At 66.4% G+C, this 23,638-nt stretch carries 22 protein-coding genes; 10 read left to right on the forward strand and 12 right to left on the reverse strand.

Annotated features, from left to right (window positions below; genetic code table 11):
- Positions 1 to 6 precede the first annotated feature (6 nt).
- From PKE80_RS12650 to PKE80_RS12685, 8 genes are all read left to right on the forward strand, one after another.
- Positions 7 to 642 (forward strand): urea amidolyase associated protein UAAP2, encoded by a 636-nt coding sequence (locus tag PKE80_RS12650; RefSeq protein WP_036525067.1) that lies wholly within the window; start codon positions 7 to 9, stop codon positions 640 to 642.
- A complete protein-coding gene (gene uca, locus PKE80_RS12655) occupies positions 639 to 4,235 on the forward strand; it encodes an urea carboxylase (RefSeq protein ID WP_271182760.1) in 3,597 nt (1,198 codons plus the stop codon). Before PKE80_RS12650 ends, uca begins: the two co-directional genes overlap by 4 nt.
- Entirely contained in the window at positions 4,232 to 5,992 is a 1,761-nt protein-coding gene (gene atzF / locus PKE80_RS12660; RefSeq protein WP_271182761.1) for an allophanate hydrolase, read from the forward strand. Before uca ends, atzF begins: the two co-directional genes overlap by 4 nt.
- A 197-nt stretch (positions 5,993 to 6,189) precedes the next feature.
- Positions 6,190 to 7,122: a Vgb family protein gene (locus PKE80_RS12665; RefSeq protein ID WP_271182762.1), complete on the forward strand. Its 933-nt coding sequence runs from the start codon at positions 6,190 to 6,192 to the stop codon at positions 7,120 to 7,122.
- A gap of 109 nt (positions 7,123 to 7,231) precedes the next feature.
- A complete protein-coding gene (locus PKE80_RS12670; protein WP_271182763.1) occupies positions 7,232 to 8,170 on the forward strand; it encodes a LysR family transcriptional regulator in 939 nt (312 codons plus the stop codon).
- A 94-nt stretch (positions 8,171 to 8,264) separates the two neighbouring features.
- Complete coding sequence (locus PKE80_RS12675) at positions 8,265 to 8,417, forward strand: hypothetical protein (RefSeq protein WP_271182764.1); 153 nt, start codon at positions 8,265 to 8,267, stop codon at positions 8,415 to 8,417.
- An 11-nt stretch (positions 8,418 to 8,428) separates the two neighbouring features.
- The gene (locus PKE80_RS12680) at positions 8,429 to 8,818 is read left to right on the forward strand and encodes a hypothetical protein (RefSeq protein WP_271182765.1); all 390 of its coding nucleotides are present in this window, start codon (positions 8,429 to 8,431) and stop codon (positions 8,816 to 8,818) included.
- A gap of 99 nt (positions 8,819 to 8,917) precedes the next feature.
- Complete coding sequence (locus tag PKE80_RS12685) at positions 8,918 to 9,256, forward strand: UrcA family protein (RefSeq protein WP_271182766.1); 339 nt, start codon at positions 8,918 to 8,920, stop codon at positions 9,254 to 9,256.
- Here the strand turns inward: PKE80_RS12685 and PKE80_RS12690 are convergent.
- On the reverse strand, positions 9,235 to 9,537 hold the full coding sequence (locus PKE80_RS12690) for a hypothetical protein (RefSeq protein WP_271182767.1): 303 nt from the start codon (positions 9,535 to 9,537) through the stop codon (positions 9,235 to 9,237). The two genes, PKE80_RS12685 and PKE80_RS12690, sit on opposite strands and share 22 nt — an antisense overlap.
- Positions 9,538 to 9,585: 48 nt before the next feature.
- Between PKE80_RS12690 and PKE80_RS12695 the strand changes: the two genes are divergently transcribed.
- A complete protein-coding gene (locus PKE80_RS12695) occupies positions 9,586 to 10,605 on the forward strand; it encodes a class 1 fructose-bisphosphatase (RefSeq protein ID WP_271183146.1) in 1,020 nt (339 codons plus the stop codon).
- Between the two features lie 61 nt (positions 10,606 to 10,666).
- Here PKE80_RS12695 and PKE80_RS12700 read toward each other — a convergent pair whose 3' ends face one another.
- From PKE80_RS12700 to PKE80_RS12710, 3 genes are all read right to left on the reverse strand, one after another.
- A complete protein-coding gene (locus PKE80_RS12700; RefSeq protein ID WP_271182768.1) occupies positions 10,667 to 11,284 on the reverse strand; it encodes a TetR/AcrR family transcriptional regulator in 618 nt (205 codons plus the stop codon).
- A 60-nt stretch (positions 11,285 to 11,344) separates the two neighbouring features.
- Positions 11,345 to 12,742 (reverse strand): carbohydrate porin, encoded by a 1,398-nt coding sequence (locus tag PKE80_RS12705; protein ID WP_271182769.1) that lies wholly within the window; start codon positions 12,740 to 12,742, stop codon positions 11,345 to 11,347.
- A 106-nt stretch (positions 12,743 to 12,848) separates the two neighbouring features.
- On the reverse strand, positions 12,849 to 15,278 hold the full coding sequence (locus tag PKE80_RS12710; protein ID WP_271182770.1) for a glucose/quinate/shikimate family membrane-bound PQQ-dependent dehydrogenase: 2,430 nt from the start codon (positions 15,276 to 15,278) through the stop codon (positions 12,849 to 12,851).
- Between the two features lie 174 nt (positions 15,279 to 15,452).
- Here PKE80_RS12710 and PKE80_RS12715 point away from each other — a divergent pair, with 174 nt between their 5' ends.
- A complete protein-coding gene (locus PKE80_RS12715; RefSeq protein ID WP_271182771.1) occupies positions 15,453 to 16,769 on the forward strand; it encodes an NAD(P)/FAD-dependent oxidoreductase in 1,317 nt (438 codons plus the stop codon).
- On the opposite strand, the gene speD is transcribed toward PKE80_RS12715, so the two are convergent.
- The 8 genes from speD to PKE80_RS12755 are packed head-to-tail and all read right to left on the reverse strand — an operon-like array spanning position 16,756 to position 23,601.
- The gene (speD, locus tag PKE80_RS12720; protein ID WP_370425029.1) at positions 16,756 to 17,130 is read right to left on the reverse strand and encodes an adenosylmethionine decarboxylase; all 375 of its coding nucleotides are present in this window, start codon (positions 17,128 to 17,130) and stop codon (positions 16,756 to 16,758) included. The two genes, PKE80_RS12715 and speD, sit on opposite strands and share 14 nt — an antisense overlap.
- 1 nt (position 17,131) lies before the next feature.
- On the reverse strand, positions 17,132 to 18,748 hold the full coding sequence (locus PKE80_RS12725) for an NAD(P)-binding protein (protein ID WP_271182773.1): 1,617 nt from the start codon (positions 18,746 to 18,748) through the stop codon (positions 17,132 to 17,134).
- Complete coding sequence (locus tag PKE80_RS12730) at positions 18,738 to 20,288, reverse strand: polyamine aminopropyltransferase (RefSeq protein ID WP_271182774.1); 1,551 nt, start codon at positions 20,286 to 20,288, stop codon at positions 18,738 to 18,740. Before PKE80_RS12730 ends, PKE80_RS12725 begins: the two co-directional genes overlap by 11 nt.
- A 5-nt stretch (positions 20,289 to 20,293) precedes the next feature.
- Positions 20,294 to 20,503: a DUF350 domain-containing protein gene (locus PKE80_RS12735; protein ID WP_271182775.1), complete on the reverse strand. Its 210-nt coding sequence runs from the start codon at positions 20,501 to 20,503 to the stop codon at positions 20,294 to 20,296.
- 18 nt (positions 20,504 to 20,521) lie between these two features.
- On the reverse strand, positions 20,522 to 20,668 hold the full coding sequence (locus tag PKE80_RS12740) for a hypothetical protein (protein ID WP_271182776.1): 147 nt from the start codon (positions 20,666 to 20,668) through the stop codon (positions 20,522 to 20,524).
- Positions 20,665 to 21,924, reverse strand: a complete 1,260-nt coding sequence (locus PKE80_RS12745) for a DUF4178 domain-containing protein (protein ID WP_271182777.1) — start codon at positions 21,922 to 21,924, stop codon at positions 20,665 to 20,667. The genes PKE80_RS12740 and PKE80_RS12745 overlap by 4 nt, the downstream gene beginning before the upstream one ends.
- A complete protein-coding gene (locus PKE80_RS12750; RefSeq protein ID WP_271182778.1) occupies positions 21,921 to 22,550 on the reverse strand; it encodes a DUF4178 domain-containing protein in 630 nt (209 codons plus the stop codon). The genes PKE80_RS12745 and PKE80_RS12750 overlap by 4 nt, the downstream gene beginning before the upstream one ends.
- 55 nt (positions 22,551 to 22,605) lie before the next feature.
- Positions 22,606 to 23,601 carry an SPFH domain-containing protein gene (locus PKE80_RS12755; RefSeq protein ID WP_271182779.1) on the reverse strand — a complete coding sequence of 332 codons (996 nt, stop codon included), beginning with the start codon at positions 23,599 to 23,601 and terminating at the stop codon, positions 22,606 to 22,608.
- Positions 23,602 to 23,638: the final 37 nt, after the last annotated feature.

The raw sequence follows: 23,638 nt of genomic DNA on the forward strand, positions 1-23,638 counted from the left end.
GCGATCATGAGCACCGATCCTCACATGTCCGGCCTCACCGGCACCGTCATCCACGACATCGTCGTCCCCGCCCGCGCGCCCTGGCTGCATCACGTCAAGGCCGGGCAGACGCTGCGCATCGTCGACCTCGAAGGCAACCAGGCGGTCGATTTCCTGCTCTATTCCGCCGCCGACGATGCCGAGCGCTACTCCGCGCAGGACACCGTCGCGGCGCAGGGCAACCTGTTCCTGCGCGAAGGCACGAAGCTGCTTTCGAACGAGGGCAATGCGCTGATGACCATCGCCGCCACCTCGGTAGATTATCACGACACCATCGGCGGTGCCTGTTCGTGCGAATCCAATACCTTGCGCTACGGCCATCACACAAAGTCTGAACACGCCTGCGTCGAGAACTTCCTGGAGGCCAACCTCCTCGAAGGGCGCGGCAAGCGGGACATCGTCTCCAACATCAACTTCTTCATGAACGTTCCTGTCGAACCCGACGGGTCGCTGGGCATCGTCGACGGAATATCCGCGCCGGGCCTGACCGTGGACCTGCGGGCAGAGATGGACGTGATCGTCGTCGTCTCCAACTGCCCGCAGGTCAACAACCCCTGCAACGGCTTCAACCCCACTCCAGTCCGGATGATCGTCACCGCATGAGCTTCGACACCGTCCTGATCGCGAACCGGGGCGCGATCGCCACCCGCATCATCCGCACGCTGCGCGGCATGGGCCTGAAATCCGTCGCGGTCTATTCCGAGGCGGACGAGAACTCCAACCACGTATCCGAAGCCGACGAGGCCGTGTTCATCGGCGGCGCCAAGGCTTCGGAAAGCTACCTCAACATTCCCGCCATCATCGCGGCGGCGAAGAAGACCGGGGCAGGGGCGATCCACCCCGGCTACGGCTTCCTGGCCGAGAACGTCGAGTTCGCCGAGGCCTGCGCGGCGCAAGGCATCGTCTTCGTCGGCCCGACCACCGACAACATCCGCACCTTCGGCCTCAAGCACAGCGCCCGCGCATTGGCCGCTGCGCACGAGGTGCCGCTGGCGCCGGGCACCGACCTGCTCACCGACGAGGAAGCGGCGGTCAGCGCCGCCGCGTCGATCGGCTACCCGGTCATGCTCAAGGCCACCGCAGGCGGCGGCGGCATCGGCATGCGCGTCTGCACCGACGAGGCGCAGCTGCGCGACGGTTTCGCCACCGTGAAGCGGCAGGGGCAGAGCAACTTCGGCGACGCCGGGGTCTTCCTCGAACGCTACATCGGCCGCGCGCGTCACATCGAAGTGCAGCTGTTCGGCGATGGCGAGGGCCGCGTCATGGCTCTGGGCGAGCGCGACTGCTCGCTCCAGCGCCGCAACCAGAAGGTGGTCGAGGAAGCCCCCGCGCCGCTTCTTCCCGAGAGCGTGCGCACCGCGCTCTACGCCGCTGCCGTGCGTCTGGGCGAGGCCGCGAAGTACCGCTCGGCAGGCACCGTGGAGTTCCTCTACGACGCCGACCGCGCCGAGTTCTTCTTTCTTGAAATGAACACCCGCCTGCAGGTCGAGCACGGCGTCACCGAGATGGTGATGGGCATCGACCTCGTCGAATGGATGGTACGCGGCGCTTCGGGCGATTTCGCCTTCCTCGATGCGCCCGCGCCGACGATGAAGGGCCATTCGGTGCAGATGCGTCTCTACGCGGAAGACCCTTCGCTCGATTACCGCCCGACTTCGGGCACGCTGACCGCGCTGGAATTCCCCGAGGACATCCGCGTCGAGACGTGGTGCTCGGCGGGCAGCACCGTCAGTGCGTGGTACGATCCGATGCTGGCCAAGCTCATCGTCCACGCGCCCACCCGCGAGGAAGCGGTGGAAGCGGCCCGGCGCGCGATCGACGCCACCCGCGTGGACGGCATCGAGACGAACGTGCGCTGGCTGCGCGACGTGGTGCGCACCCCGGCCTTCACCAGCGGCGAAGTCTCGACCAGGGTGCTCGACGGCGTGGTCTTCACCCCGCGCGCCTTCCGCGTCGTCAGCGGCGGCACCGCGACGACCGTGCAGGACTGGCCCGGCCGCCAGCACCTGTGGGCCGTGGGCGTGCCGCCCTCGGGCCCGATGGACGACCAGTCGTTTCGCCTCGGCAACCGGCTGCTCGGCAATCCCGAGGGCACGGCGGGGCTTGAGGCCACCGTCACCGGCCCGACCCTGGCCTTCGTTTCCGACGCGCGCATCTGCCTTATGGGTGCGGACTTCGGCGCCACGCTGGACGGCGTGCCGGTGGAGCGCGGCGTTCCCATCGACATTGCAGCGGGCCAGACGCTGGCGATGGGCCGCGCCTCCTCCGGCGGTTTCCGGGGCTATATCTTGTTCGCGGGTGGGCTCGACATCGCTCCCTACCTCGACAGCCGCGCCACCTTTGAGCTGGGCCAGTTCGGCGGCCACGCCGCGCGCCGCCTGCTGGCGGGCGACACGATCCACCTCGGTTCGGAGCCCACCGACGCCGCGTTGCCCGCCGTCACGCTGCCCGCAATCGGCAACGAATGGACCTTGCGCGTCCTTTACGGCCCGCACGGCGCGCCGGACTTCTTCACGCCCGAGGACGTGGAAATGGTCATCAATGCCGAGTGGAAGATCCACTACAACTCCAACCGCACCGGCGTGCGCCTGATCGGACCCAAGCCGCGGTGGGCGCGTACCGACGGCGGCGAGGCGGGACTTCACCCCTCCAACATCCACGACAACCCCTATGCCATCGGTGCGGTGGACTTCACAGGCGACATGCCGATCATCCTCGGCCTCGACGGGCCGTCGCTCGGCGGGTTCGTGTGCCCCTTCGTGGTGATCGCGGCGGACCGCTGGAAGATCGGCCAGCTCGCTCCCGGCGATAAGCTGCGCTTCGCCCCTGTCACCATCGAGGACGCCGCAGCCGCCGACGCCGCCCAGCGCGCCTTCGTGGCGACCGGCGCAGTGCCGGAATCCACCCCGGCGCGCGGTGTGGAAACGCTCACCCCGATCCTGTCGGAAATCCCCGAAGGCCCCGGCCGTCCGCGCACGGTCTACCGCCAGCAGGGCGACCGCAACATCCTCGTCGAATACGGCCCGATCGTGCTCGACATCGAACTGCGCATCCGCGTCCACGCGCTGATGACCGAGCTGGAACGCCTCGCCGCGCCCGGCATCATCGACATCGTGCCCGGCATCCGCTCGCTCCAGCTGCACTTTGACGGCGCAGAGATGGACCAGAAGGCGGCGCTCGCCATGCTGATCGCCGCCGAGGAGCGGCTTGGCGACCTCGAGGACTTCACGATCCCCTCGCGCGTGGTCCACCTGCCGCTCAGCTGGCGCGACCCCGCGATCGTCGAGACGATCGAGAAGTATATGGCCACTGTGCGCGACGATGCGCCGTGGTGCCCGGACAACATCGAGTTCATCCGCCGCATCAACGGTCTGCCCGATCAGGCTGCGGTGGAGAACCTGATCTTCGAGGCGAACTACCTCGTCATGGGGCTTGGCGACGTCTATCTCGGCGCGCCGGTCGCGACGCCGGTGGACCCGCGCCACCGCCTCGTCACCACCAAGTACAACCCCGCGCGCACCTGGACGCCGCCCAATGTCGTGGGCATCGGCGGCGCCTACATGTGCATCTACGGCATGGAGGGGCCGGGCGGTTACCAGCTGTTCGGGCGCACCGTGCAGGTCTGGAACACCTATCGCCAGACCGAAGCCTTTACCGAAGGCAAGCCCTGGCTGCTGCGCTTCTTCGACCAGATCCGATTCTATCCCGTCAGCGCGGAGGAACTGGCCGACTGGCGCCGCGAATTCCCCGCCGGTCGCCGCGCCCTCAGGATCGAGCCGAGCGAATTCCGCCTCGCCGACTACCGCGCCTATCTGGCCGAGAACGCCGCCGGGATCGCCGAGTTCGAACAGCGCCGCAAGGCCGCCTTCGACGAGGAACGCGCCGAGTGGGAGCGCCTCGGCGAATTCGACCACGCCGCCGATCTCGCCGATGCGGACCTGCCCGCCGAGGAGGCGATCGAACTGCCCGAGGGCTCCGACTTGGTCGAGGCGCCTTATGGCGGCAGCGTCACCCGCCTGCTGGTGCAGCCGGGCGATACCGTCGCGGCGGGGGACAAGATCGCGGTCCTTGAAGCGATGAAGATGGAATGCGCGGTGGAAAGCCCGGGCAGCGGCACGGTTTCGGCGCTCTACATGCGCGAAGGCCAGTCGCTGCAGCCCGGCGCCCCGATGCTCGCCCTGAGGAAACATGCATGACCCGTTTGAGCGCCACCCGTATCGCCGCCGCCGTCAGGGCCGGTGAGACCACCGCCGTCGCCGTGGCCGAGGACACTTTCGCCCGCGTCGAGGCCTACAATGCCGTCCAGCCGCAGATCTGGATCAGCCGCGCCACCCGCAGCGAACTGCTCGACGCCGCCGCTGCGGTGGACGCGCGCATCGCGGCGGGCGAGGACCTGCCGCTGGCGGGCGTGCCCTTCGCGGTAAAGGACAATATCGACGTCGCCGGGTTCGAGACGACGGCGGCCTGTCCCGCCTTCGCTTACGAGCCCGAGGACGATGCCGGCGTGATCGAGCGGCTGCTGGCGGCGGGCGCGGTCTGCGTGGGCAAGACCAACCTCGACCAGTTCGCCACCGGCCTCAACGGATCGCGCAGCCCTTACGGGATACCGCGCAATGCCTCCAACCTGAACTACGTCAGCGGCGGGTCCAGCTCCGGCTCCTCGGTCGCGGTGGCGGCGGGGCTGGTGGCCTTTTCGCTCGGCACCGACACCGCCGGATCGGGCCGCGTGCCTGCCGCGTTCAACCACCTGATCGGCATGAAGCCCACCAAGGGCCGCTGGTCCACGCGCGGCCTCGTCCCGGCCTGCCGCACGATCGACTGCATCACGGTATTTACCGACGACACCGCCGATGCCCGGCTGGTGGACGGCGTGGTCGCGGCCTTCGATGTGGCCGATCCCTACTCCAAGCCGCTCGCGGACCAGCCTCTCGCCGTGAGGCGCATCGGTGTGCCGCGCCGCGAACAGCGGGTGTTCTTCGGCGATGGCGAGTCCGAATACCTTTACGACAAGGCGCTCGCCAAGCTGGCGACCTTGGGCGAACTCGTCGAGATCGACCTCGCCCCGCTGCTGGAGGCCGCGCAGCTGCTCTACGGCGGCCCTTGGGTGGCCGAGCGGACCGCCGCAATGGAGGGCATTCTCGCCGCCAACCCGCTCGCGGTCGATCCCACCGTGCGTGCGGTGGTCGAGCCCGGCAAGGCGATGAGCGCGGTCGAGCTGTTCAACGGCATCTACCGCATGGCCGACCTCAGGCGCCACGCCGACCTCCTGTGGGCCGACATCGACATGATGGCCTTCCCCACTACCGGCACCACCTACCGTGTCTCCGAGATGCTGGCCGCGCCCATCGCGCTCAACAGCAACCTGGGGCTCTACACGAATTTCGTGAACCTGCTGGACATGGCCGCGCTGGCCGTTCCCGCCGGTATCCGCGCCAATGCCACCGGCTTCGGGATCACCCTGATCGGCCCGGCCGACACCGACCGCGCCCTGCTGGACGCGGCCGACGCCTACCTTGCGGTCGCGGACTTGCCCGCGCCGCCGCCACTCGATCTGGAGGGAAAGATGCAAACCGTGAAGCTCGCCGTCGTCGGCGCCCATCTGAAGGACATGCCGCTGCACTGGCAGCTGACCAGCCGCGACGCCGAATTCGTCGGCGCCTTCGAGACCGCGCCCACTTACAAGCTCTACGCCATTGCCGACAGCGTGCCGCCCAAGCCTGCGCTCGTCCATGACGAAGCGGGCGCCGCGATCAAGGTCGAGGTCTATGAACTGGGCGTCGCCGAGTTCGGCAGCTTCACCGTCGATGTCCCCGCGCCGCTCGCCATCGGCAACGTGACGCTGGCGGACGGCACCACCGTCAAGGGCTTCGTCTCCGAACCGCGCGCGCTGACCGGGGCTGAGGACATCACGCATCTGGGTGGTTGGCGCGCCTTCATCGCGAGCAAGGGCTGAGCGAGAGGGCAGGCCAAAGTGACACCTCCCATACTTCGTCATTGCGAGCGCAGCGAAGCAATCCAGGGCGGTTTGAGACTGCCCTGGATTGCTTCGCTGCGCTCGGAATGACGGGATGAGGTTGATGTTTCCGCCGTAAGCACGATGGCGTTGATCGGGGCCGACACTACTTTTTCTTACTGAGAGGGGCAAAATCCATGCGCAAGTTCGGTCTGATGCTTCTGGCTGCCACGGCGGCGTTTCCCGCCGGCGCACAGGCGAAAGAACCGGAGGTCATCCAGGTCCCCGGCTTCGCGGATTTCCTCGCAGTGGACGGCAAGACCGTCTGGGCCACCAACAAGGGCCGCGTCGAGCAGTGGTCGCGAAAAGGCAAGCTCGCCGAAGTCGCGATGGCGCACCCCTGCGGCGCGATGGCGATCACGGCTGGCTCCTTGTGGGTCGCCGACTGCGAGGAGAAGGCAGTCAAGCGCATCGACGTGAAGACCGCGAAGATCGTGGCCACCATCCCCACCGGCATCGCCTCGAGCGGCGAACTCAACGTGGTCGCGGGCGACGGCTCGGTCTGGGTGGCCAGCGATAACGGCGCCGACGACCGTGGGGGCCTCGTCGCCCGCATCGATCCGGCGACCAACGCGGTGATCGCTTCGGTCCCGGTCGATCCGGGGACATGGTATCTGACTTACGGCTTCGGCGCGGTCTGGGCGGTAAGCGCCACCAAACAGTCGCTCCAGCGCATCGACACCGCCACCAACACCGTCACCGCGAAGATCCCGCTCGGCAAGGAGCCCGGCTTCCTCGCGGCGGGCGAGGGCGGTGTCTGGGTGCAGGAGCAAGGCGACGGCACCCTTGCGCGGATCGACCCCGCGACCAATGCGCTGGCAGGCCGCATCAAGGTCGGCGACAACCTCAAGTGGGGCGACGTCGATACCGGCGCGGGCAAAGTCTGGCTGCGGACCACCGACGACCAGGTATTTGCGGTGATCGACCCGAAGGCGATGACGGTCGCCGCGCGCAAGGGCAAGGCGGCGGGCAGCGGGGCGCTGCGCTGGACCCCCAAGGGCGTCTGGACTTCGGCGCATGACGAGCACACGCTGACGTGGTGGTCGAACGCGGTGCTGCATGCGAAATAGTGCTGTGGTGCTCTTGAGTGCCGCTGTGTGCCGTTGAGTGCCATCCAATCAGGGGCGCTTCATAAATTGCATCTATGACCCGGCTTTCGGACCGGCTACCCCTGTTGCCATGAGCGACGACACCCCGCTGACAGACCGTAAATTCGCCAGCCGGGTGGACTGGAACCTCATGCGCACATTCGTCGACATCGTGCGCGCCGGGGGGATCGGCGCGGCGGCAAGGGAACTCAACAAGCAGCAGCCGAGCATATCGGCCGCGCTCAAGCGGCTTGAGGACCACGTTGGCACCACCTTGCTGGTCCGCTCGGCCAATGGCGTCGAGATGACGGCGGCGGGCAAGGCGATGATGGCGCTGTGCGAGGACATGCTGGAATCCGCGCGCCTCGTGCCGCACCAGATCGCGCAGGCCATCCGGCGGGTCGAAGGAATCGTGCGCATCCAGATCGTTTCGGCCATCGTCTCGGCGGAATTCGACGAGGCGATCGCCAGCTTCCACCGCCGCCATCCCGGCATCCGCATCGAAATCCGCGTCTCGTCCTGGCGGCAGGTGCTCGATGCGCTGGAACGCGGCGAGGTGGAGGTCGGAATCGGCTATGATAACAGCGTGCGCGGCGGGCTGGTCTACGAGCCGCTGTTCGTCGAGCGCCAGCAGCTTTACTGCGGCCGCAGCCACCCGATGTTCGGCTATCGCATCAGCCAGCCGCGCGAGTTGAAGGACGAGGCGTTCGTCCTCGGCGGCGAGGACGAGATCGAGATCGTCACGCACTTGCGCCGCCGCTATGGCCTTGGCGTGCGCGTGACGGGACTGGCGCAGGACATCAACGAGGCGCGGCGGCTGATCGTCTGCGGTGTGGGCATCGGCTTCCTGCCAGTCCCGGCGGTGCGCTCGGAGATCGAGCGGGGGCTGCTCTGGCCGCTGCTTCACGCCGACTTCGAGCCGTCCTACGAAATCTTCCTTCTCGCCCGCGCGGAGCCGGAGCGGGATACCGCCACGCAGCTGTTCATCGACGAGGTTTTCCGTCGGATTCGCGCGATTCCGCGCGCATAGATGAAATCTATGCCCTTCATTGCAAATTTGTGTCTGCCGTGACGATCGGCGGCGCGTCACTTTTGTTTCCCCGGGGAAAAGGTGACCGCCCAGAATGCGCAAAGCCAAGAAATTCCAGCTGCTGGCCAAGGAAATCCGTCCTTCGAGCATGGGGACGGCAGTTCTCAGGCTGCTTCGGGACGGCATCGCCGCGCGCGCGCAGGCAGTGGGGGCGGTCCCTGCATCGCGCCCGGAACAGCACTCCTGATGCGCAGGGAGGTGTTCTGCGCAGAAAACCGTCTCAGGGTGGGCCTCGCGGCGTTGGGCATCGCGCTGTTCACGATCTGCGCCGGGGATGCCGATGCTGCTCCCCGTCCCGCAGCGAAGCTCGTTTCCTGCGGCGAGAACAACTGCCTGCAGGTTTCCGGCCGTCGTTCCGACCCCGCTTCGGTGGTGCAGATCAACGGCCACCCGGTAACGGTTGAGGGCGGGAAGGCGTGGAAGGCCGTATTGCCCTTGCAGACGGTGCGTATCTGGTCAGCCCCCATGGCGCGGACCATCGCCGTAACGGTGGTGCAGGAAGGTGCTTCCGGCACTCAGCAGGCCGAGTTGCCGATCGGACTGCTGGGCCACGTCACCGAACTCGCACTGGTGGTAAGCAGCCGCTGAATTCAGCCAATATCGGTAGATTGTCAGTTCCCCTGCAGAGCGCTATGACGTATGCGGCCGCCGTCAGAGTGGTCCTCGACATGTGTGCAGGAGATGATGATGAAGATTGGCCTGATGGCGCTCGCCGCCTGTGCCCTTACCGTTGCCGGTTCGGCTTCGGCAGCGACCGACGAAAACCCCTTTGCCCGCGATCAGGTCATGCTTGACCTCAAGGGTCTCGACCTTGCCACCACCGATGGCCAGCAGCGCCTTGCGATCCGGATGGATCAGGCCGCCCGCTCGGTCTGCGGCGAGGGTATGGCCCGCGTCCACCTCACGGCCGAACGCAAGGCGCAGGATTGCCGTGCGGCGGTGAAGGCGGACATCCGCACCCGCATCGAAGCACGCATGGCAGCGGCTTCCACCCCCTCGCGCGTTCAACTCGCCAGCGCCCGCTGAGCGAAGTTGCCCGGCCGGTGATGCGCCTGCGATTCGCGCGCGCGCCGGATTTGGGAATACGCGGAAGACATCTTCGCGCGGCGGTGATCCGCCGCGCTTTTCTTTTGCGCATCGGCGAACGCCGGAAAACCGGCTGGGACAACGTTGTCGCTGCGGCGAATTACGTCCGTGAGATCGTGACCGGGTGCGGTTGAAGTAGCGTTTTGCGCAAGTTTCGCGCATGGTCGCCCGGTCGCGAAGAAACGGGGGAGGCGTGACGGCGCATCCCTGCCGGTCTTCATGCACCTTCAGATACGCCGTCCCGGCGCAGCGCCATGCGAAAGGCCAAGATGCAACCGATCACACTGACCCGCTTCCTCATCGAACAGCAGCGGCGCGAGGACAGCGCCTGCCCTTCCGAACTGCGCCTCCTCATCGAGACGGTCGCCCGGGCCTGCAAGTCGGTGACTTTCGCGATCTCCAAGGGCGCGCTCGGCGACGTGCTGGGCACGCTCGGCTCGGAGAACGTGCAGGGCGAAGTGCAGAAGAAGCTCGACGTCATCGCCAACGAAATCCTCCTCGACGCGAACGAGTGGGGCGGCCACCTCGCGGCCATGGCGTCGGAGGAGATGGAGACTATCCATCGCATCCCGAACCGCTATCCCAAGGGCGAATACCTGCTGCTGTTCGACCCGATCGACGGGTCGAGCAACGTCGATGTCGATCTGTCGGTCGGCACCATCTTCTCGGTCCTGCGCGCGCCGGAGAATTCGGCCGGGCGCGAGGTGACGGAAGAGGACTTCCTGCAGCCGGGCAGCGAGCAGGTGGCCTCGGGCTACGCGATCTACGGCCCGCAGACGCTGCTGGTGCTGACACTGGGCGCGGGCGTCTATGAATTCACCCTCGACCGCGAAATGGGTGCCTGGCGCATGACCGACGGTCCGCTCAGGATCGCCACGGGCAACAAGGAAGTCGCCATCAACATGGCCCGCCGCGCGCAGTGGTCACCGGCCATCCGGCGCTACGTCGATGCCCGCGTCGGCTGCGAGGAAGGCCCGCTGGCGGGTGAGTACAACATGCGCTGGACGGGCTCGATGGTGGCGGACATCCACCGCATTCTCAAGCGTGGTGGCGTATTCCTCTACCCGTCAGACCACCGCAAGCCCGGCAAGGCCCGCCTGCGCCTGCTCTACGAGGCCAACCCGATGAGCTTCCTCATCGAACAGGCCGGCGGCACCGCCATCGACGGCGAGGCGCGCATCATGGATGCCAAGCCGACCGGCCTCCACCAGCGCATCGGCGTCGTCCTCGGCGACCCGGAGGAAGTCGCCGCCCTGCTCGAGGAAGCCGGGCAGATGGCGAGCGCGTGATCGCGGTCTGATCGACGGGCGGAGGCTTTGTCTTCCGCCCGTTCTTCCGGCGAGGCAGGCGTTAGCTGGCCCGGCAGTAGGCGATGACGTTGGCGACCACCTGCTCGCGACGCTTCGCCGCAGCCGCCGGGCTGGTGGTATCGACCTTGAAGATGGTCGCAAACGTATAGCGGTTGGACACGAAGTAGAACGACAGCGCGCTAATCGTCATATGCAGGTCGACCGGATCCAGCGCCGGGCGGAACGTGCCCTCGGCGACGCCGCGTTCGATAAGGGCGCGGGTGCCGGGCAGTACCGTTTCGTTGTACGTCTCGACCACTTCGCCGACATGCGGGGCGTGTCGCATGTTCTCGTCCATCACCAGTCGCACGAGTTCCGGGTGCTCGTAGTGGTAGTCGAACGTCAGTTCCGTCAGCCGCGCCAGGGCATCGATCGCGGGCATGTCGTCCAGCCCGGCGGCGAGTTCGGCCGAGCGTATGCCGCGATAGGCTTCAGTGAGGACCGCGCGGTAAAGCGCCTCCTTGCTGCCGAAGTGGTAGTAGATCATCCGCTTCGACGTGGCGGTCGCGGCGGCGATCTCGTCCACGCGGGCGCCTGCGAAGCCCTTGTCCGCGAAATGGGCTGTGGCGATCGCGATGATCTCTCGCCGGTTGCGTTCGGTGAAGCCGTCATCCTGCATGGCGCGCCCTATGGCCTTTCGAGGGCCGGGGGCGCAATGCCCTCAGCCCCTTTTTAACAATCAGATCTGCATCTTGACCTGCACGCCGAGTGCCAGCGCATCGTGCGTGGTTCGGTAGGAGAAGGCGCCCGGATCGACGATGTACTGCACGTCGGGACGGATATTGAGCCAGGGCGTCAGCTGCAGGCCGTAGCTCATCTCGATCGCCGTCTCGCCTTCGGGTAGGGCGGTGTAGCCGTCCGCGAAGCCGAGCAATTCGGCGTGAAGCGCGCGCAGGCGCTCGTTGACCTGCGCGTGGATCACGCCCAGCGCGAGGGTGTCGGCGTCGCGGCCCTTGAAGGTGCCCAGCTTGAGGAAGCCGGCGGCATACCAGCGGGTGATCTGCGCCGACTGCTCCGGGTTGGCGGTGAAGTGGCCGAATATCGACAGGCCACGCTTTCCGTTCCCGCCCTTATCGCGCAGGATCATCTGGTCGCCCAGCACATAGCCGCCGAAGCGACCGGTCACGCGGCCCGGGGTGCCCTGCCGGTCGGCATTGGCGGTGTCGTAGTAGAAGCCCACCTTGTAGTGGCCGGGCATCACGTGACTACCGGGCGTGGCGCCGGGATCGTACTCCAGTTCCAGCGGCAGGACGACACCGGTAGTCTTGCCTGCGAACGGTTTGAAGGCGTTCTTCTCCAGCCCGAGGTCGGGGTTGGTCTGGTAGACGCCGGTGCGCACGATCAGGTCGGGGCGCAGCTTGTAGCGCACCGCCAGCCCCCAGCGGGCGTTGGGATAGTTATACCAGCCGGTGCTGCCGCTTTCGGACAGCGGATGCGCGCAGAACGCCGCGTTGACGAGGTTGCAGCCGATCGACAGGCCGCCGAGGTCATTGCCCATCGCAAAGAAGCCCGCGCGCAGGTTCAGGCGGCCGCCATCGAAATTCTGTTCCCAGGTCAGTTCGCTCAGGCGTGCATAGTAGCCGCCCGCCGCTTCCTGGATCGGCAGGCGGTTGCCCACGAAGTCCGACGAGATGCCGATGCCGCGCCGGTCGTTGATGGTCACGTGAATGGCGCCGCCGTCGATCCCGGCGATCTTGTCCATGTCGAGATCGACGCCCGCGCGGATCTGCTGGACATAGGCGGTGCCCCGGCGCTGGCCGCCGTCGACGTTGGAGAAGGTTTCCGAGACGTAGTCGGCGCGCACGGTGACCCCTGCGTCCTTCAGGTCGGTGCGCACGCCGCCCCAGTCGCCGGTCAGCGTCTCGCGCGGATGCGGCGCGTGCAGAGGTCTGGCGGTGGAGGCGCCCTGCGTGGAAGTCGGCCGATGGTCCTGCGCGGTGCCTGCAGTTGCGGTGGCGCCGGTCACGACGACGTTGGTTGCGGTGCCCGCCTCGGCGTCTTCTGCCAGAGCGGTCATCGGGAAAGTGAATGCGCAGCCTGCGGCGAGCGCTGCGAGAGAATGGATGCGACGGCCCATGGCCCCCTCCTGCTGCTGCTCCCGCGCGCGGCGAGTTCCGGCGGCGGGGCAACTCTGTCTGGTCGTTGGAATTGGGGGGCAGGCCTCCGGCCTGCCCCCTATCAGGTCAGGGCAGCCTGTAAGCGACCACGTAGTCGCCGCGCTGCTTGGACTGGCGGGCACCACTGGCGGTGATGACGATGTACTGCTTGCCGGTCTTCGGCGACTTGTAGCTCATCGGTCCGCCCTGGCTGCCGACGGGCAGACGGCCCTTCCACAGCTCCTTGCCGCTGCCCGAATCGAAGGCGCGCAGGTAGAAGTCCTGGGTGCCGGCGATGAAGACGAGGCCGCCCTGCGTGGCGAGCGTGCCGCCCAGCGTCGGCATGCCGATCGGGATCGGCAGGCCCATGCGGATGCCCATCGGGCCGGTGTCTTCCACGGTGCCGACCGGGACCTGCCACTTCACCTTGCGGGTGTTCATGTCGATGGCGGTCAGGGTGCCGAACGGCGGAGCCTGGCACGGAATGCCCAGTGCCGAGAGGAAGCGGTCCTTGGTCACCGAGTAGGGCGTGCCCTTGAGCGGAACCGAGCCCATGCCGGTGTTGACGGCCTCGCCCGCGGCGCCGGCCTTGCCCTGCTGGGCCTTGGTCTGCGGGAACATCTGCACCCACAGGCCGAGGCGCATGTCGTTGGCGAACACGGTGTTGGTGGTGGGGTCGATCGACAGGCTGCCCCAGTTCATGCCGCCCAGCGAGCCGGGGAAGGCCAGCGACTTGTCCGTGCCCGGCGCGGTGTAGAGCCCTTCGTAGCGCATGCCCTTGAAGGCGATGCGGCACATCAGCTGGTCGAACGGAGTGGCGCCCCACATGTCCGCCTCGGTCAGCGTCTGCGCGCCGATCTGCGGCATCCCGACCGACCTAGGCTGGGTCGGCGAATAGGGCTCGCCGGGAATGTTGGCGGCCTTCACCGGGGTCTCGACGACCTTGGTGAGCGGCTTGCCGGTCTGCCGGTCGAGCACGTAGAGCTGGCCCGCCTTGGTGCCGATGACGACGGCGGGAACCTTGCCGCGACCCTTGACCGGGAAGTTGATCAGGCTGGGTTGCATCGGCAGGTCGAAGTCCCACAAGTCGTTGTGGACCGTCTGGTAGTGCCACTTCTCCTTGCCGGTGGTCGCGTCGAGGGCAAGCACCGAGGCGCCGTACTTGTGGTCGAGCGGTGTGCGCGGCACGCCGAACAGGTCGACCGAGGAACTGCCCACCGGCATGAACACGGTGTTGGACGCCGCGTCATACGACATCGCCGACCATACGTTGGGTGTCGAACGGGTATAGGTCTGGCCCTTGGCGGGCATGCCGGTGATGGCGGGATTGCCCGGGTCGAAAGCCCAGCGCAGCTTGCCGGTGATGACGTCGAAGCCGCGGATCACCCCGCCGGGCATGTCGATCTGGACGTTGTCGGCCACGCGGCCGCCGATGACGATCGTGGTGCCCGCCAGCGTCGGTGCGGCGGTCAGTTGGTACTGCGGATCGGGCGCATTGCCGAGGCCCGCGAGCAGATCGACGCGGCCATTGGTGCCGAAGCCGGTGCAGACCTTGCCGGTCTGGGCATCGAAGGCCATCAGCTTGCCGTCGATGGTGTTCATCAGGATGCGGCGTTCGCACGGCGCGCCCTCGGGCAGCGTCGCCGCCGTCACCGGGGTGGAGCCGGGCAGGCTCGGCTGTTGCAGCGGGGCCTTCGCATCGAAGTAGGCGAGGCCGCGGCAGCGCATCCAGACGGAGGCATGGGCGTTGACTTCGGCCTTCCACTTCTGCTTGCCGGTGTCGGCGTCGAGCGCAATGACGTTGTTGTGCGGGGTGCAGATGTAGATGGTGTCACCCACCTGCAGCGGGGTGTCCTGGTCCTCGGCGCCGTTGCCGTCACTCTCGGCGACGTCGCCGGTACGGTAGGTCCAGGCGACCTGCAGGTTCTTCACGTTGTCGCGGGTGATCTGGTCCAGCGCGACGAAGCGGCTGCCGCCGGCGGTGTTGCCGTAAGCTGCCCAGTTTTTCTGCTCGCTGGCGGCATCGACCGGGGTGAGCGCCGCTTCGACGCCCGCGAAGGGCACGGTCGGGTGCGGCGAAAACATCGCGGCGAAACCGGCTGCAGAGGCGATGCCGACGATGGCGGCGGTGCCCAGTGCCGGGCGCCATGCCGGCGTCATGCCCTGCGCGCGGCGCATCAACGGCAGCGAGAGCGCCACGACCGTCATGCCTACGCCTAGCGCCAGAAGGCGCGAGATGAGCGGCCAGAACGCAAAGCCGACTTCCCACAGCGACCACAGGATCGTGGCCAGGAAGATCGCGCCGAACAGCAGGCCGCCGGTCGGACGCCGACGGGCTATGAGGAAGCCGGACACCACGAGCGCAAGTCCTGCGAACAAGAAGTAGAAGCTACCCCCCAGGCTCACGAGTCGCGCGCCGCCAACCACGAAGAAAAGGCCGGCGGCCAAGATCACTATACCGAGCACCGCCAGCCAGATCCGGCTGGCCAAGACGCCCCTTTTGTCTGAGCCGGACATGCGGCTTCTCCTTGAAATTCTTATCGATAGGACCGTTTGCCCACTGCAATCGCGACTGACGCCGGGTTACCCTGAAGCGAACGGGAAATCGGGCGGTGACACGGCCGTCCAACGTGTGTACCAATTAGTACATAACCTCTCGCGCGGCAAGATGCCCCGGATCAAGGACCAGACGTGCAATCTCAGAAGACCCAGATCGTGATCGTCGGTGGCGGTGCCGCCGGGCTGGAACTCGCCACTCGACTGGGGGCTCGATACGGTCGGCGGGACCACGATATCATTCTCGTGGATGAGAACCGCACGCACATCTGGAAGCCGTTGCTGCATGAGGTGGCCGCCGGTTCGCTCGATGCGAACCTCGACGAAGTCGGCTATCGCGGCCATTGCCACAAGTGGGGTTATCGTTACTTCAAGGGCACGCTGGCAGGAATCGACCGTACCGCGCAGCGCATTCATCTCGCCCCGATACTCGATGATCGGGGGCAGGAAGTCGTTGGTGAGCAGGAACTTCGCTACGATTATCTAGTGCTGGCCTATGGGTCGGTGACCAATGATTTCGAAACGCCCGGAGTGCGCGAGAACTGCATGTTTCTCGACCGCCGCGCCGATGCCGACCGCTTTCGCGATCGTTTGCTCGACCAGTGCCTCAGGGTTTCGCGTGCCATGTCTGCGGACGAAACCAGTGATGCGCGCGTGAAGGTATCGATTGTCGGCGGCGGTGCGACTGGTGTTGAACTGGCGGCGGAACTCTTCAATGCGGCAGACGCCCTGAGTCACTACGGGCTGGAGGTATTCGACCGGGGCCGCCTGAAGGTCACGTTGATCGAGGCCGGACCGCGAATCCTGCCCGCATTGCCTGAGCGGCTCGCCGAATCGGCGCGGGACGAATTGCAGAACCTCGGCGTACGCGTGCGCACCGCCACTCCCATCGTAGAAAGCACGGACAGCGGGATGATCACCGGCGAGGGCGAACTGATCGAAGCCGATCTTCAGGTATGGGCGGCGGGCGTCAAGGCCAAGCCGATATCGGGAGGGCTCGACGGCGTCGAAATGTCCCGTTCCGGCCAGATCGTGGTGACGCCCACGCTTCAGAGTGTAACCGACCCGAAGATATTCGCGCTGGGCGACTGTGCCTTTTGCATGCTGCCGGGTCGCGATCGCCCGATTCCGCCGCGCGCGCAGGCGGCGCACCAGATGGCGGCGACCGCGTTCGAGAATCTCAGGCGGTCGATGGACGGCCGACCCCTCAAGGATTTCGATTACAAGGATCGTGGCTCGCTGGTGTCATTGAGCCGATTTTCGACCGTGGGTACGTTGATGGGCAATCTCGTGGGCGGCCGAATGGCGGTGGAAGGCCGCCTTGCCCGAATGATCTACCTGTCATTGTACCGCATGCATCTCCTCGCGATCCACGGATGGATCAAGGGTTCAGCGCTTATCGCCGTAGGGCACGTCAACCGCGTAGTAAGGCCCCGCCTCAAGCTTCACTGAGCGGGGTATTCGGGCGGAGGCGGGAAATGAGTTGGCGTTCCCGCACCACGGCCCGGAAGCAAGCGCAGATGACGCGCAATGCGGCTTCGGGATCGGCCTCTGCCCCACACACGAAGAGGTCGACGGCGGCCAGCCCATCCTCGGGCCAGGTATGGATCGAGATATGGGATTCGGCGAGCAGCGCCACTCCGGTGACGCCCATCCCGGCGCCGAAGTGATGGAGCCTCACGTCCAGCACGGTCAATCGGGCTGCAACTGCGGCGTCGCGCAGAGCGGCTTCGACCCGCGCAAGGTCGTCAAGGCCCTCACCGGCGGCAAGATCGGCGATGAGATGGATGCTCGTTCCGGCACGGTGGACCATGTCAGGCGATGCTTTCGAACGCATGACCGAGGTGTGTCAGCGCCATCTCGGCGGCGGCGACACCGTGGTGGTGGGCTTCCTCGAACAGTGAAAGGCCGGATAGGTCCGAGTGGGCGAACAGTACCGGCGGATGCGCGGAGCGGGCGGCAAGCCGGGCCGGATCGGTGAGGAAACCCGGCGTCGGCCGGATCATGGCATGACCCCAGCGCCAGACATCTATCCGCTCGATCGCTCCGTCGAGGTCGGGATTCATGGCGAGCATATCGGCGCGCACGATCTCCTGCCAGCGTTCCAGCGAGCGGGTCAGCATGATCTTGCGGGCGACCTGCGGCGTCTCACGCGATAGGGGCATGTACCATGTCAGAACTGTTGGCCCGAGCGCCGCGCTGGTGGTCTGGTGCGTGGCGACCACATAACCGAGCGCATCGCTGGCGGTGGACACGTTGTCCCAGGCCAGCGGCACGCCCTTGCCCTCGGGCGGGCGGGAAACGGTGACGTTGGCGACGACCCACGGAGCGTAGGACAAACCTCCGGGCGAGCATACACTTGGCGCAACGCGAGCCGCGACGAAATGCGGCATGGCCAGGATCGCGACTTTCGCGCGCAGGCGGCGACTGCGGCCTGCCGTATGATCGAAGACGTCCAGTTCGGCACGTCCTTCAGCCGTCACCGCCAAGCGGAACACGGTGTGTGCCGGGCGCAGGTTGGAATGGATGCGCGCTGCCATGAGGCTGGCGAGACGATCATTGCCTTCTGGCCAGGTGAGCTCGCGATCGCCATCGCCGTTGGCAGCCCATCCACGCCGTGCGGCGAAATAGTGTATGCCCGCCCATGCCGATACGTCTTCGGGCTCTGCGCCGTAATCGTCGCGGCAACAATACCGCAAGTATGCGCGAAGAGCGGGAGCCGTGAATCCTTCGGAATCGAGCCAGTCGGCGAAATTGAGGCGGTCGAGTGCAGTGAAGCGCGGATCGACACTCGACAGGACGGAAGGGATAGTGAAGGCGGGACGTCCATCCAGGCCGACCGCTCGGCGAAAATAATCCATGCTTTGGTCGAAGCGTTGGCGCTGCGCCTGCTGGCCGGAGGGCAGCCCGGACTGCGGGAACAGACCCTCCTGCCACTCACCCCGCCACAGAAGTCGCTCCTCAAGGTCGGCACAGAGTTGGTAAGGATCGTAGACCGGACCATCGGGCGCATCGCCGACGATCATCCCGAAGCTGCGCAACATGTAACGCAATGCTGCGGCATCGCGGTTGGGCACGGGAAGGTAATGCGCGCCCAGTGGGTAGGCACTGACTGCATTGCGGCCTGAGCGGGCATTCCCGCCTGTGCGGTCCTCCAGTTCGAACAGCGTGAAGTTCGCAAATCCGGCGTCAGCAAGTCGCCAGCCGGTGGCCAGCCCCGCGACGCCGCCGCCTGCGATCACTACGTCGATGTCCTGCACGGGGCCGTCGGGCGCGGGAAAAGAACCGTCGCGCAGCCGGTGGCCGCGTCGCCAGTCGGCACCATCGAGCATCCCGGCCATCGTAGGTTGAACGCAGCCCCCCAACAGCGAGGCGCCAGCCGCAGCCGACCCGCCCGCGAGGATCGTGCGTCGGCTCGTCTCAGCCTTCATAATTGCCCCACTCGCGCGCGAAACTGCGTACCAGCGCTTGGTTATCGAGCCGGTTCACCGGAGTTGGGCGGCGCGCCATGTCGGGGGGAAAGTCGAACATTGCCCGTTCGCTCGAGGGGGTCAGGAATCGTAAGTTCTGCGGCAATCTTGTCGCCTTGGCGAAGGGGCGATGCGCAGCAAGGGTGAAACCCCACTCGCCGAAGCTGGGAACGTAGGCGTGGTAGCCCCTGGCATGCAATCCGGCGGACTCCAGGGTGGTCGCGACGGTCCAGTAGGATTCTGGCGCGACCAGAGGCGAGGTGCTCTGCACTGTCATCACCCCCTCGGGCGCGAGAAGGCGGGCGACTTCGCGGTAGAAGCTCTCCGTATAGAGCTTGCCCAGTGAAAACTCGGTCGGGTCGGGAAAGTCGACGATGACCGCGTCGTAGCTGCCGCGCGCCTCGCGCACCCAGCGGAATGCGTCGGTATTGTGGATGCGCATTCGGGGGGAGGACAAGGAGTCGGCGTTGAGGGCGGCCAGTTGCGGCGTGTCGCGGAACAGGCGTGTCATCTCGGGGTCGAGATCGACGAGAGTGACCTGACGCACGCGCGGGTCGCGCAGGACTTCGCGCGCGGCAAGGCCGTCGCCACCACCAAGGATCAGCACCGTATCGGGGCGGGCGACGCGGCCCAGTACCGGCCAGACCAGCGCCTCATGATAGCGGTACTCATCACGGGTTGAGAACTGCAGGTTGCCGTTGAGATAGAGGCGCAGGTCTTCTCCCCGGCGGGTCAGGACCATACGCTGATAAGGGGTTGAACGGGCGTAGATGACCGGCTCGCCATAGAAGGCGACCTCGGACCAGCGCTGCATGCGGTCTGCCGCGACAAGGCCGGCGATGAGACTGGCGGCCACGACCAGCGCGGCGATCACGTCCACCGCAACCCGGCGCTGGCGGCGCAGCGCGACCAGCAATGCAAGGGCGACCGCGACGTTGGCGAGGCCGAACACGAAGCCGGTGCGCATCATGCCCAGCCAAGGCACCAGCACCAGCGGGAACAGCAACGAGGCGATCAGCGCGCCGACATAGTCGTACGTGAGGACGTTGGAGACCAGTTCACGGAAGGCGAAGCGATGCCGCAGAATCCGGATGAGGAGGGGGATCTCCAACCCGACCAGCACCCCAATCGCCAGCACTAGCGCGTAGAGCGCGATGCGAAAGTCGCCAACCACCGGGAAGAGCAGGAAAAGGCCCGCAGCCGACCACCCTCCGAGCGCCGCGATCAGTATCTCCACCCGCACGAACACGCCCATCTCGTCGCGGCGGACGTGGCGGGAAAGCCAGCTGCCGACGCCCATGGCGAAAAGATACGTGCCGATCACTGTCGAAAACTGCGTGACGCTGTCGCCCAGCAGATAACTGGCGAGCGTGCCGGCAAGCAATTCGTAGATGAGTCCACACGTCGCGACCACCAGCACCGAGACGAGCAGGATCACCGCGAGTGAGGCGGGCGCGCGCTCTGCGCTGTCGACGGTGATGGCGGGCTCGGCCTCAGCCACAAGTATCAGCCATGGATGGCGGCGGCGATGATGTTGGAGATGCCGAGCGCGACCGCGCCCGCCAGCAGGGCAACCGCCATATTGCGCCGCTCGATGATCTCTCGCCACAGCTCGCCGGGGGTCAGCTTGTCGACCAGCACGAAGCTGAACACGAATATCACGATGCCAAGCCCCGCATAGAGCAGGGTGGCGAGAAAGACCGAGAGTGTCAGCATGGGCCGTCTCCTTGAAGGTTACTTGTGCGTCGGGCCATACGAGCCGCCGGCGCGCATCGGGCGCTCCTCGTCCGAGAATGGCGACCAGGCATAGTACGAGGCGCTGAGGCACCCGGCCATGACCATCGCGATCCACAGCAGGAACAGGACGAGGCGCAGCGTCATCTGCCGTTCTCCTCGCGATATTGGCGCCATACCGCGATGCAGGGGAACGCGAAGAGCAGCACGGCAGCCGTCCACCAGTTGCCCCAGGGCAATGAGCCGGTCTCGGCCTCGATGGAAACGGTGACAGTTTCCGGCAGCGATGACCAGCCCGAGATCTGCGGTGATGGGTCGCTTGGCCAGCCATGGGCGGAGGCATCGACGTAGAGATCGTAAGTGCCGCGCGGAACGCGGCCTAGCAGCGTCGTTCCCTTGCGGCTTCCCTCGGTCCAGGATCCGTCGCTGTCGCGGCCAGAATAGTGCTCGACGATGCCGTAGCCGTCCATCGACTGCCCTGTGGCCCTGTCGACGAGGCTATAGTCGAGGTCCACCCAACGGTTGTCGAAGTCGGTCCCGCGTGCGGTGACGGTAACGAACTGCCAGGGGCGCCGCACGGTCAGGGTTCCGATCCTGACCCCCTCCCGCGTGGCGGCGAAGGGGGCATCGATGCTGGCGGAGGCGCGCTCCACCGGGCCGGAGATGAGCACCATCGCCAGCAGCAGTGCGACGATGGCCGCACAGGCGAGGCCGAACATCGTCGGCAGGTCGTTCGCCGTGCTGGACGAGGAGCCTGAAGACGGAGACGGTTCACGGACCGCTCGGTGTGCTTTCAGACGGCCGAGGCCGAAAGCCTGCGCGATGACGTCATCTTCCACCGGCACGAGTTGGGTCCAGTTGACCTCGCCGCCGCCCCCTTCGCGTGACAGCACGGTGTCGCCGCGTTCGTAGAGCATCGCTTCGACCGTGTCCCCTGCGCGGACGCGCCAGTAGAACTCGCCGAGAACGGCGGTCGTCTCGCTGGTCGATGCATCACCATCGCGGGTGAAGCGCTCGCCCCGCCAGGACACGGTGTCATCGTTCCCTTCGGGCAGGTCCAGCAACATGGTCCCGAACTGCCATTCACGATCGCTCAGGACCAGCCAGCGGTAGCCCGCATAAGGGTTGAAGAGTAGGTATTCCTCCCAGGAATACCCCAAATCTCGCCGCCGGAGCGCACCTACGGTCTCCCATTCGACGTCGAACAGCGTGCCCCGCGCGCCGGGAGCCAGACGGAAGCCCTTGGCGGCCTTGTCGTGGGCCTCGATCAGAACGACTTCCGGTCGTGAGACGTCCAGCAGCGAGCCGCAGTAGGCACAGGCTAGGTTCACGCTGAAACCCGCCGCGCGAACTTCCAGCGCGCCGCCGCAGTTGGGGCAGGCGATGTTGCGCACGGCGTTCATCGTGTCAGCTCGCGGGGAATGCTCCAGCCCTCGATCGTGCGCAGGTTCGCCGGGGCGAGCGAGGCAAGGTCGCTATAGTAGCCAAGCCAGACCGAAGCCCCGCGCGCGTCGCGCTGCAGACTGACTGCCTCGCGATTGGGACCGCGAAAATCGATGTTCGTCATCGAGCGCCCGGGCAGGGTCGGAAACGGGAGTTCACCCTCGCTGCCGAGGCACCGGGCTTCCTTGCGGTCGATTGCGACGAGGGTGATGCCCTCGACCGTCAGCCGTGCGCCGACCGCGATCTCTCCGCCTGTCGCAAAGCCTTGTATCATTGGAAGTTCGCGGAGGTCGGCGCGCGCGGCGGTCAGCATGAAGGCGCCCATGGCCTCGCCCAGCCAGCGTTCGCTGCCGTCGCCGGCGTCAAGCAGCCATTCGTTCCACGATCCGTTGTCCCACCCCCAGCGCACGCGGCCGACGACGGTGAGCGTCAGTCCCTCGACCCGCAGACTCGTGCCCAGCTGAATCGGTGATACGTCGGGCGGCAGGACCGCGACCTTGCCGATGTCCTGCAGTTCCAGCCCGTCACGAAGGAGGAGCGACTGGCAATAGGCGCAAGTCGAATAGGGCAGTGCAGCGCTACGCATAGGCAGCAGCGCGCCGCAGGAAGGGCAGTTGCTCACGTCTCCCCCCGAAGGCGTGTCAGCGGATGCGGGAGAGAAGCTCGGCCTTCTTGGCGTCGAACTCCTCCTGGCTGAGTGCACCCAGCGTCACCAGCTTGTGAAGCTTTTCGATCGTGGCGGTCGGATCTTCTTCGGTTGCCGGAGAGAAGGGGCCTGCTGCACTCTGCGAACCGAGGCCCTGCGCCATGGCGCCGCCAAGCGCTGTCGCCGCTGCCACGCCTGCGCCGATCCCGGCTACCGAGCCGCCCTCCTGCCCGGCAGCGGCCTCGATAGCTTCAGCAGCCTGGAAGCGGGTATAATTGCTCAGATCGCCCAGCACCCGCATCGAAGAGCCCTTGTCGAGATGGGCTTGCACTTCTTCGGGAAGCGAAATGCTTTCGACATAGAACGAAAGGCACGTCAGGCCCCATTGCGAGAAGGCCTTGTCGACCTCGACGCGGATGCGCTCTGACAGCGCCTGCTGGTTCGCCGCAAGGTCGAGGAAGGGGACGCCGCCGCTGCCGAGCGCGGTAGCGATCGAGGTCTGGATCGCGGCGCGCAACTGCGGTTCGAGCGACGCAGCTGTCACGCTGTTCAGAGTGCCGAGGATACGGTCCACGAAAGGCTCTATGGCGGATATGCGGAACGAATAGGAGCCGAAAGCCCGCAGCCGCAAGGCGCCGAATTCCGCATCACGCACCGTCACCGGCTGCCCGGTGCCCCACTTGAGGCCCTGCTGCTCCTTAAACGACAGGAACACGACGTCCGACTTGAACGGAGAGCGGAAGCCCTTGTCCCAGTTCATCAGGCTGGTCAGCACCGGCAGGTTGGCGGTATCGAGATGGTGCAGGCCGGCATCGAAAGTGTCCGCCAGGTTGCCTTCATTGATGAACAGCGCTGTCTGGCCTTCGCGCACGGTCAGCTGCGCGCCGTTCTGGATCTCGCGATCCTCGAAAGGGACACGCCAGGCGAGGTCACCGGGCTGCTCCAGCCAGTCGATGACATCGACGAACTGCTTCTTCAGAAAACCGAACATTGGATCGCCCATTCCCGCCAGAGGGGCGCAGGGTATC

It is taken from the genome of Novosphingobium resinovorum, from assembly GCF_027922145.1.
GTDB lineage: Bacteria > Pseudomonadota > Alphaproteobacteria > Sphingomonadales > Sphingomonadaceae > Novosphingobium > Novosphingobium resinovorum.

Bases quoted from the DNA above. Each gene is read 5' to 3' on its own strand.
- PKE80_RS12670 (WP_271182763.1), top strand. From the start codon at position 7,232: ATGAGCGACGACACCCCGCTGACAGACCGTAAATTCGCCAGCCGGGTG.
- PKE80_RS12755 (WP_271182779.1), bottom strand. From the start codon at position 23,601: ATGTTCGGTTTTCTGAAGAAGCAGTTCGTCGATGTCATCGACTGGCTG.
- atzF (WP_271182761.1), top strand. From the start codon at position 4,232: ATGACCCGTTTGAGCGCCACCCGTATCGCCGCCGCCGTCAGGGCCGGT.
- PKE80_RS12685 (WP_271182766.1), top strand. From the start codon at position 8,918: ATGAAGATTGGCCTGATGGCGCTCGCCGCCTGTGCCCTTACCGTTGCC.
- PKE80_RS12665 (WP_271182762.1), top strand. From the start codon at position 6,190: ATGCGCAAGTTCGGTCTGATGCTTCTGGCTGCCACGGCGGCGTTTCCC.
- PKE80_RS12710 (WP_271182770.1), bottom strand. From the start codon at position 15,278: ATGTCCGGCTCAGACAAAAGGGGCGTCTTGGCCAGCCGGATCTGGCTG.
- PKE80_RS12740 (WP_271182776.1), bottom strand. From the start codon at position 20,668: ATGACGCTGCGCCTCGTCCTGTTCCTGCTGTGGATCGCGATGGTCATG.
- uca (WP_271182760.1), top strand. From the start codon at position 639: ATGAGCTTCGACACCGTCCTGATCGCGAACCGGGGCGCGATCGCCACC.
- PKE80_RS12695 (WP_271183146.1), top strand. From the start codon at position 9,586: ATGCAACCGATCACACTGACCCGCTTCCTCATCGAACAGCAGCGGCGC.
- PKE80_RS12675 (WP_271182764.1), top strand. From the start codon at position 8,265: ATGCGCAAAGCCAAGAAATTCCAGCTGCTGGCCAAGGAAATCCGTCCT.
- PKE80_RS12705 (WP_271182769.1), bottom strand. From the start codon at position 12,742: ATGGGCCGTCGCATCCATTCTCTCGCAGCGCTCGCCGCAGGCTGCGCA.
- PKE80_RS12750 (WP_271182778.1), bottom strand. From the start codon at position 22,550: ATGCGTAGCGCTGCACTGCCCTATTCGACTTGCGCCTATTGCCAGTCG.
- PKE80_RS12650 (WP_036525067.1), top strand. From the start codon at position 7: ATGAGCACCGATCCTCACATGTCCGGCCTCACCGGCACCGTCATCCAC.
- speD (WP_370425029.1), bottom strand. From the start codon at position 17,130: ATGGTCCACCGTGCCGGAACGAGCATCCATCTCATCGCCGATCTTGCC.
- PKE80_RS12700 (WP_271182768.1), bottom strand. From the start codon at position 11,284: ATGCAGGATGACGGCTTCACCGAACGCAACCGGCGAGAGATCATCGCG.
- PKE80_RS12690 (WP_271182767.1), bottom strand. From the start codon at position 9,537: ATGAAGACCGGCAGGGATGCGCCGTCACGCCTCCCCCGTTTCTTCGCG.
- PKE80_RS12745 (WP_271182777.1), bottom strand. From the start codon at position 21,924: ATGAACGCCGTGCGCAACATCGCCTGCCCCAACTGCGGCGGCGCGCTG.
- PKE80_RS12725 (WP_271182773.1), bottom strand. From the start codon at position 18,748: ATGAAGGCTGAGACGAGCCGACGCACGATCCTCGCGGGCGGGTCGGCT.
- PKE80_RS12735 (WP_271182775.1), bottom strand. From the start codon at position 20,503: ATGCTGACACTCTCGGTCTTTCTCGCCACCCTGCTCTATGCGGGGCTT.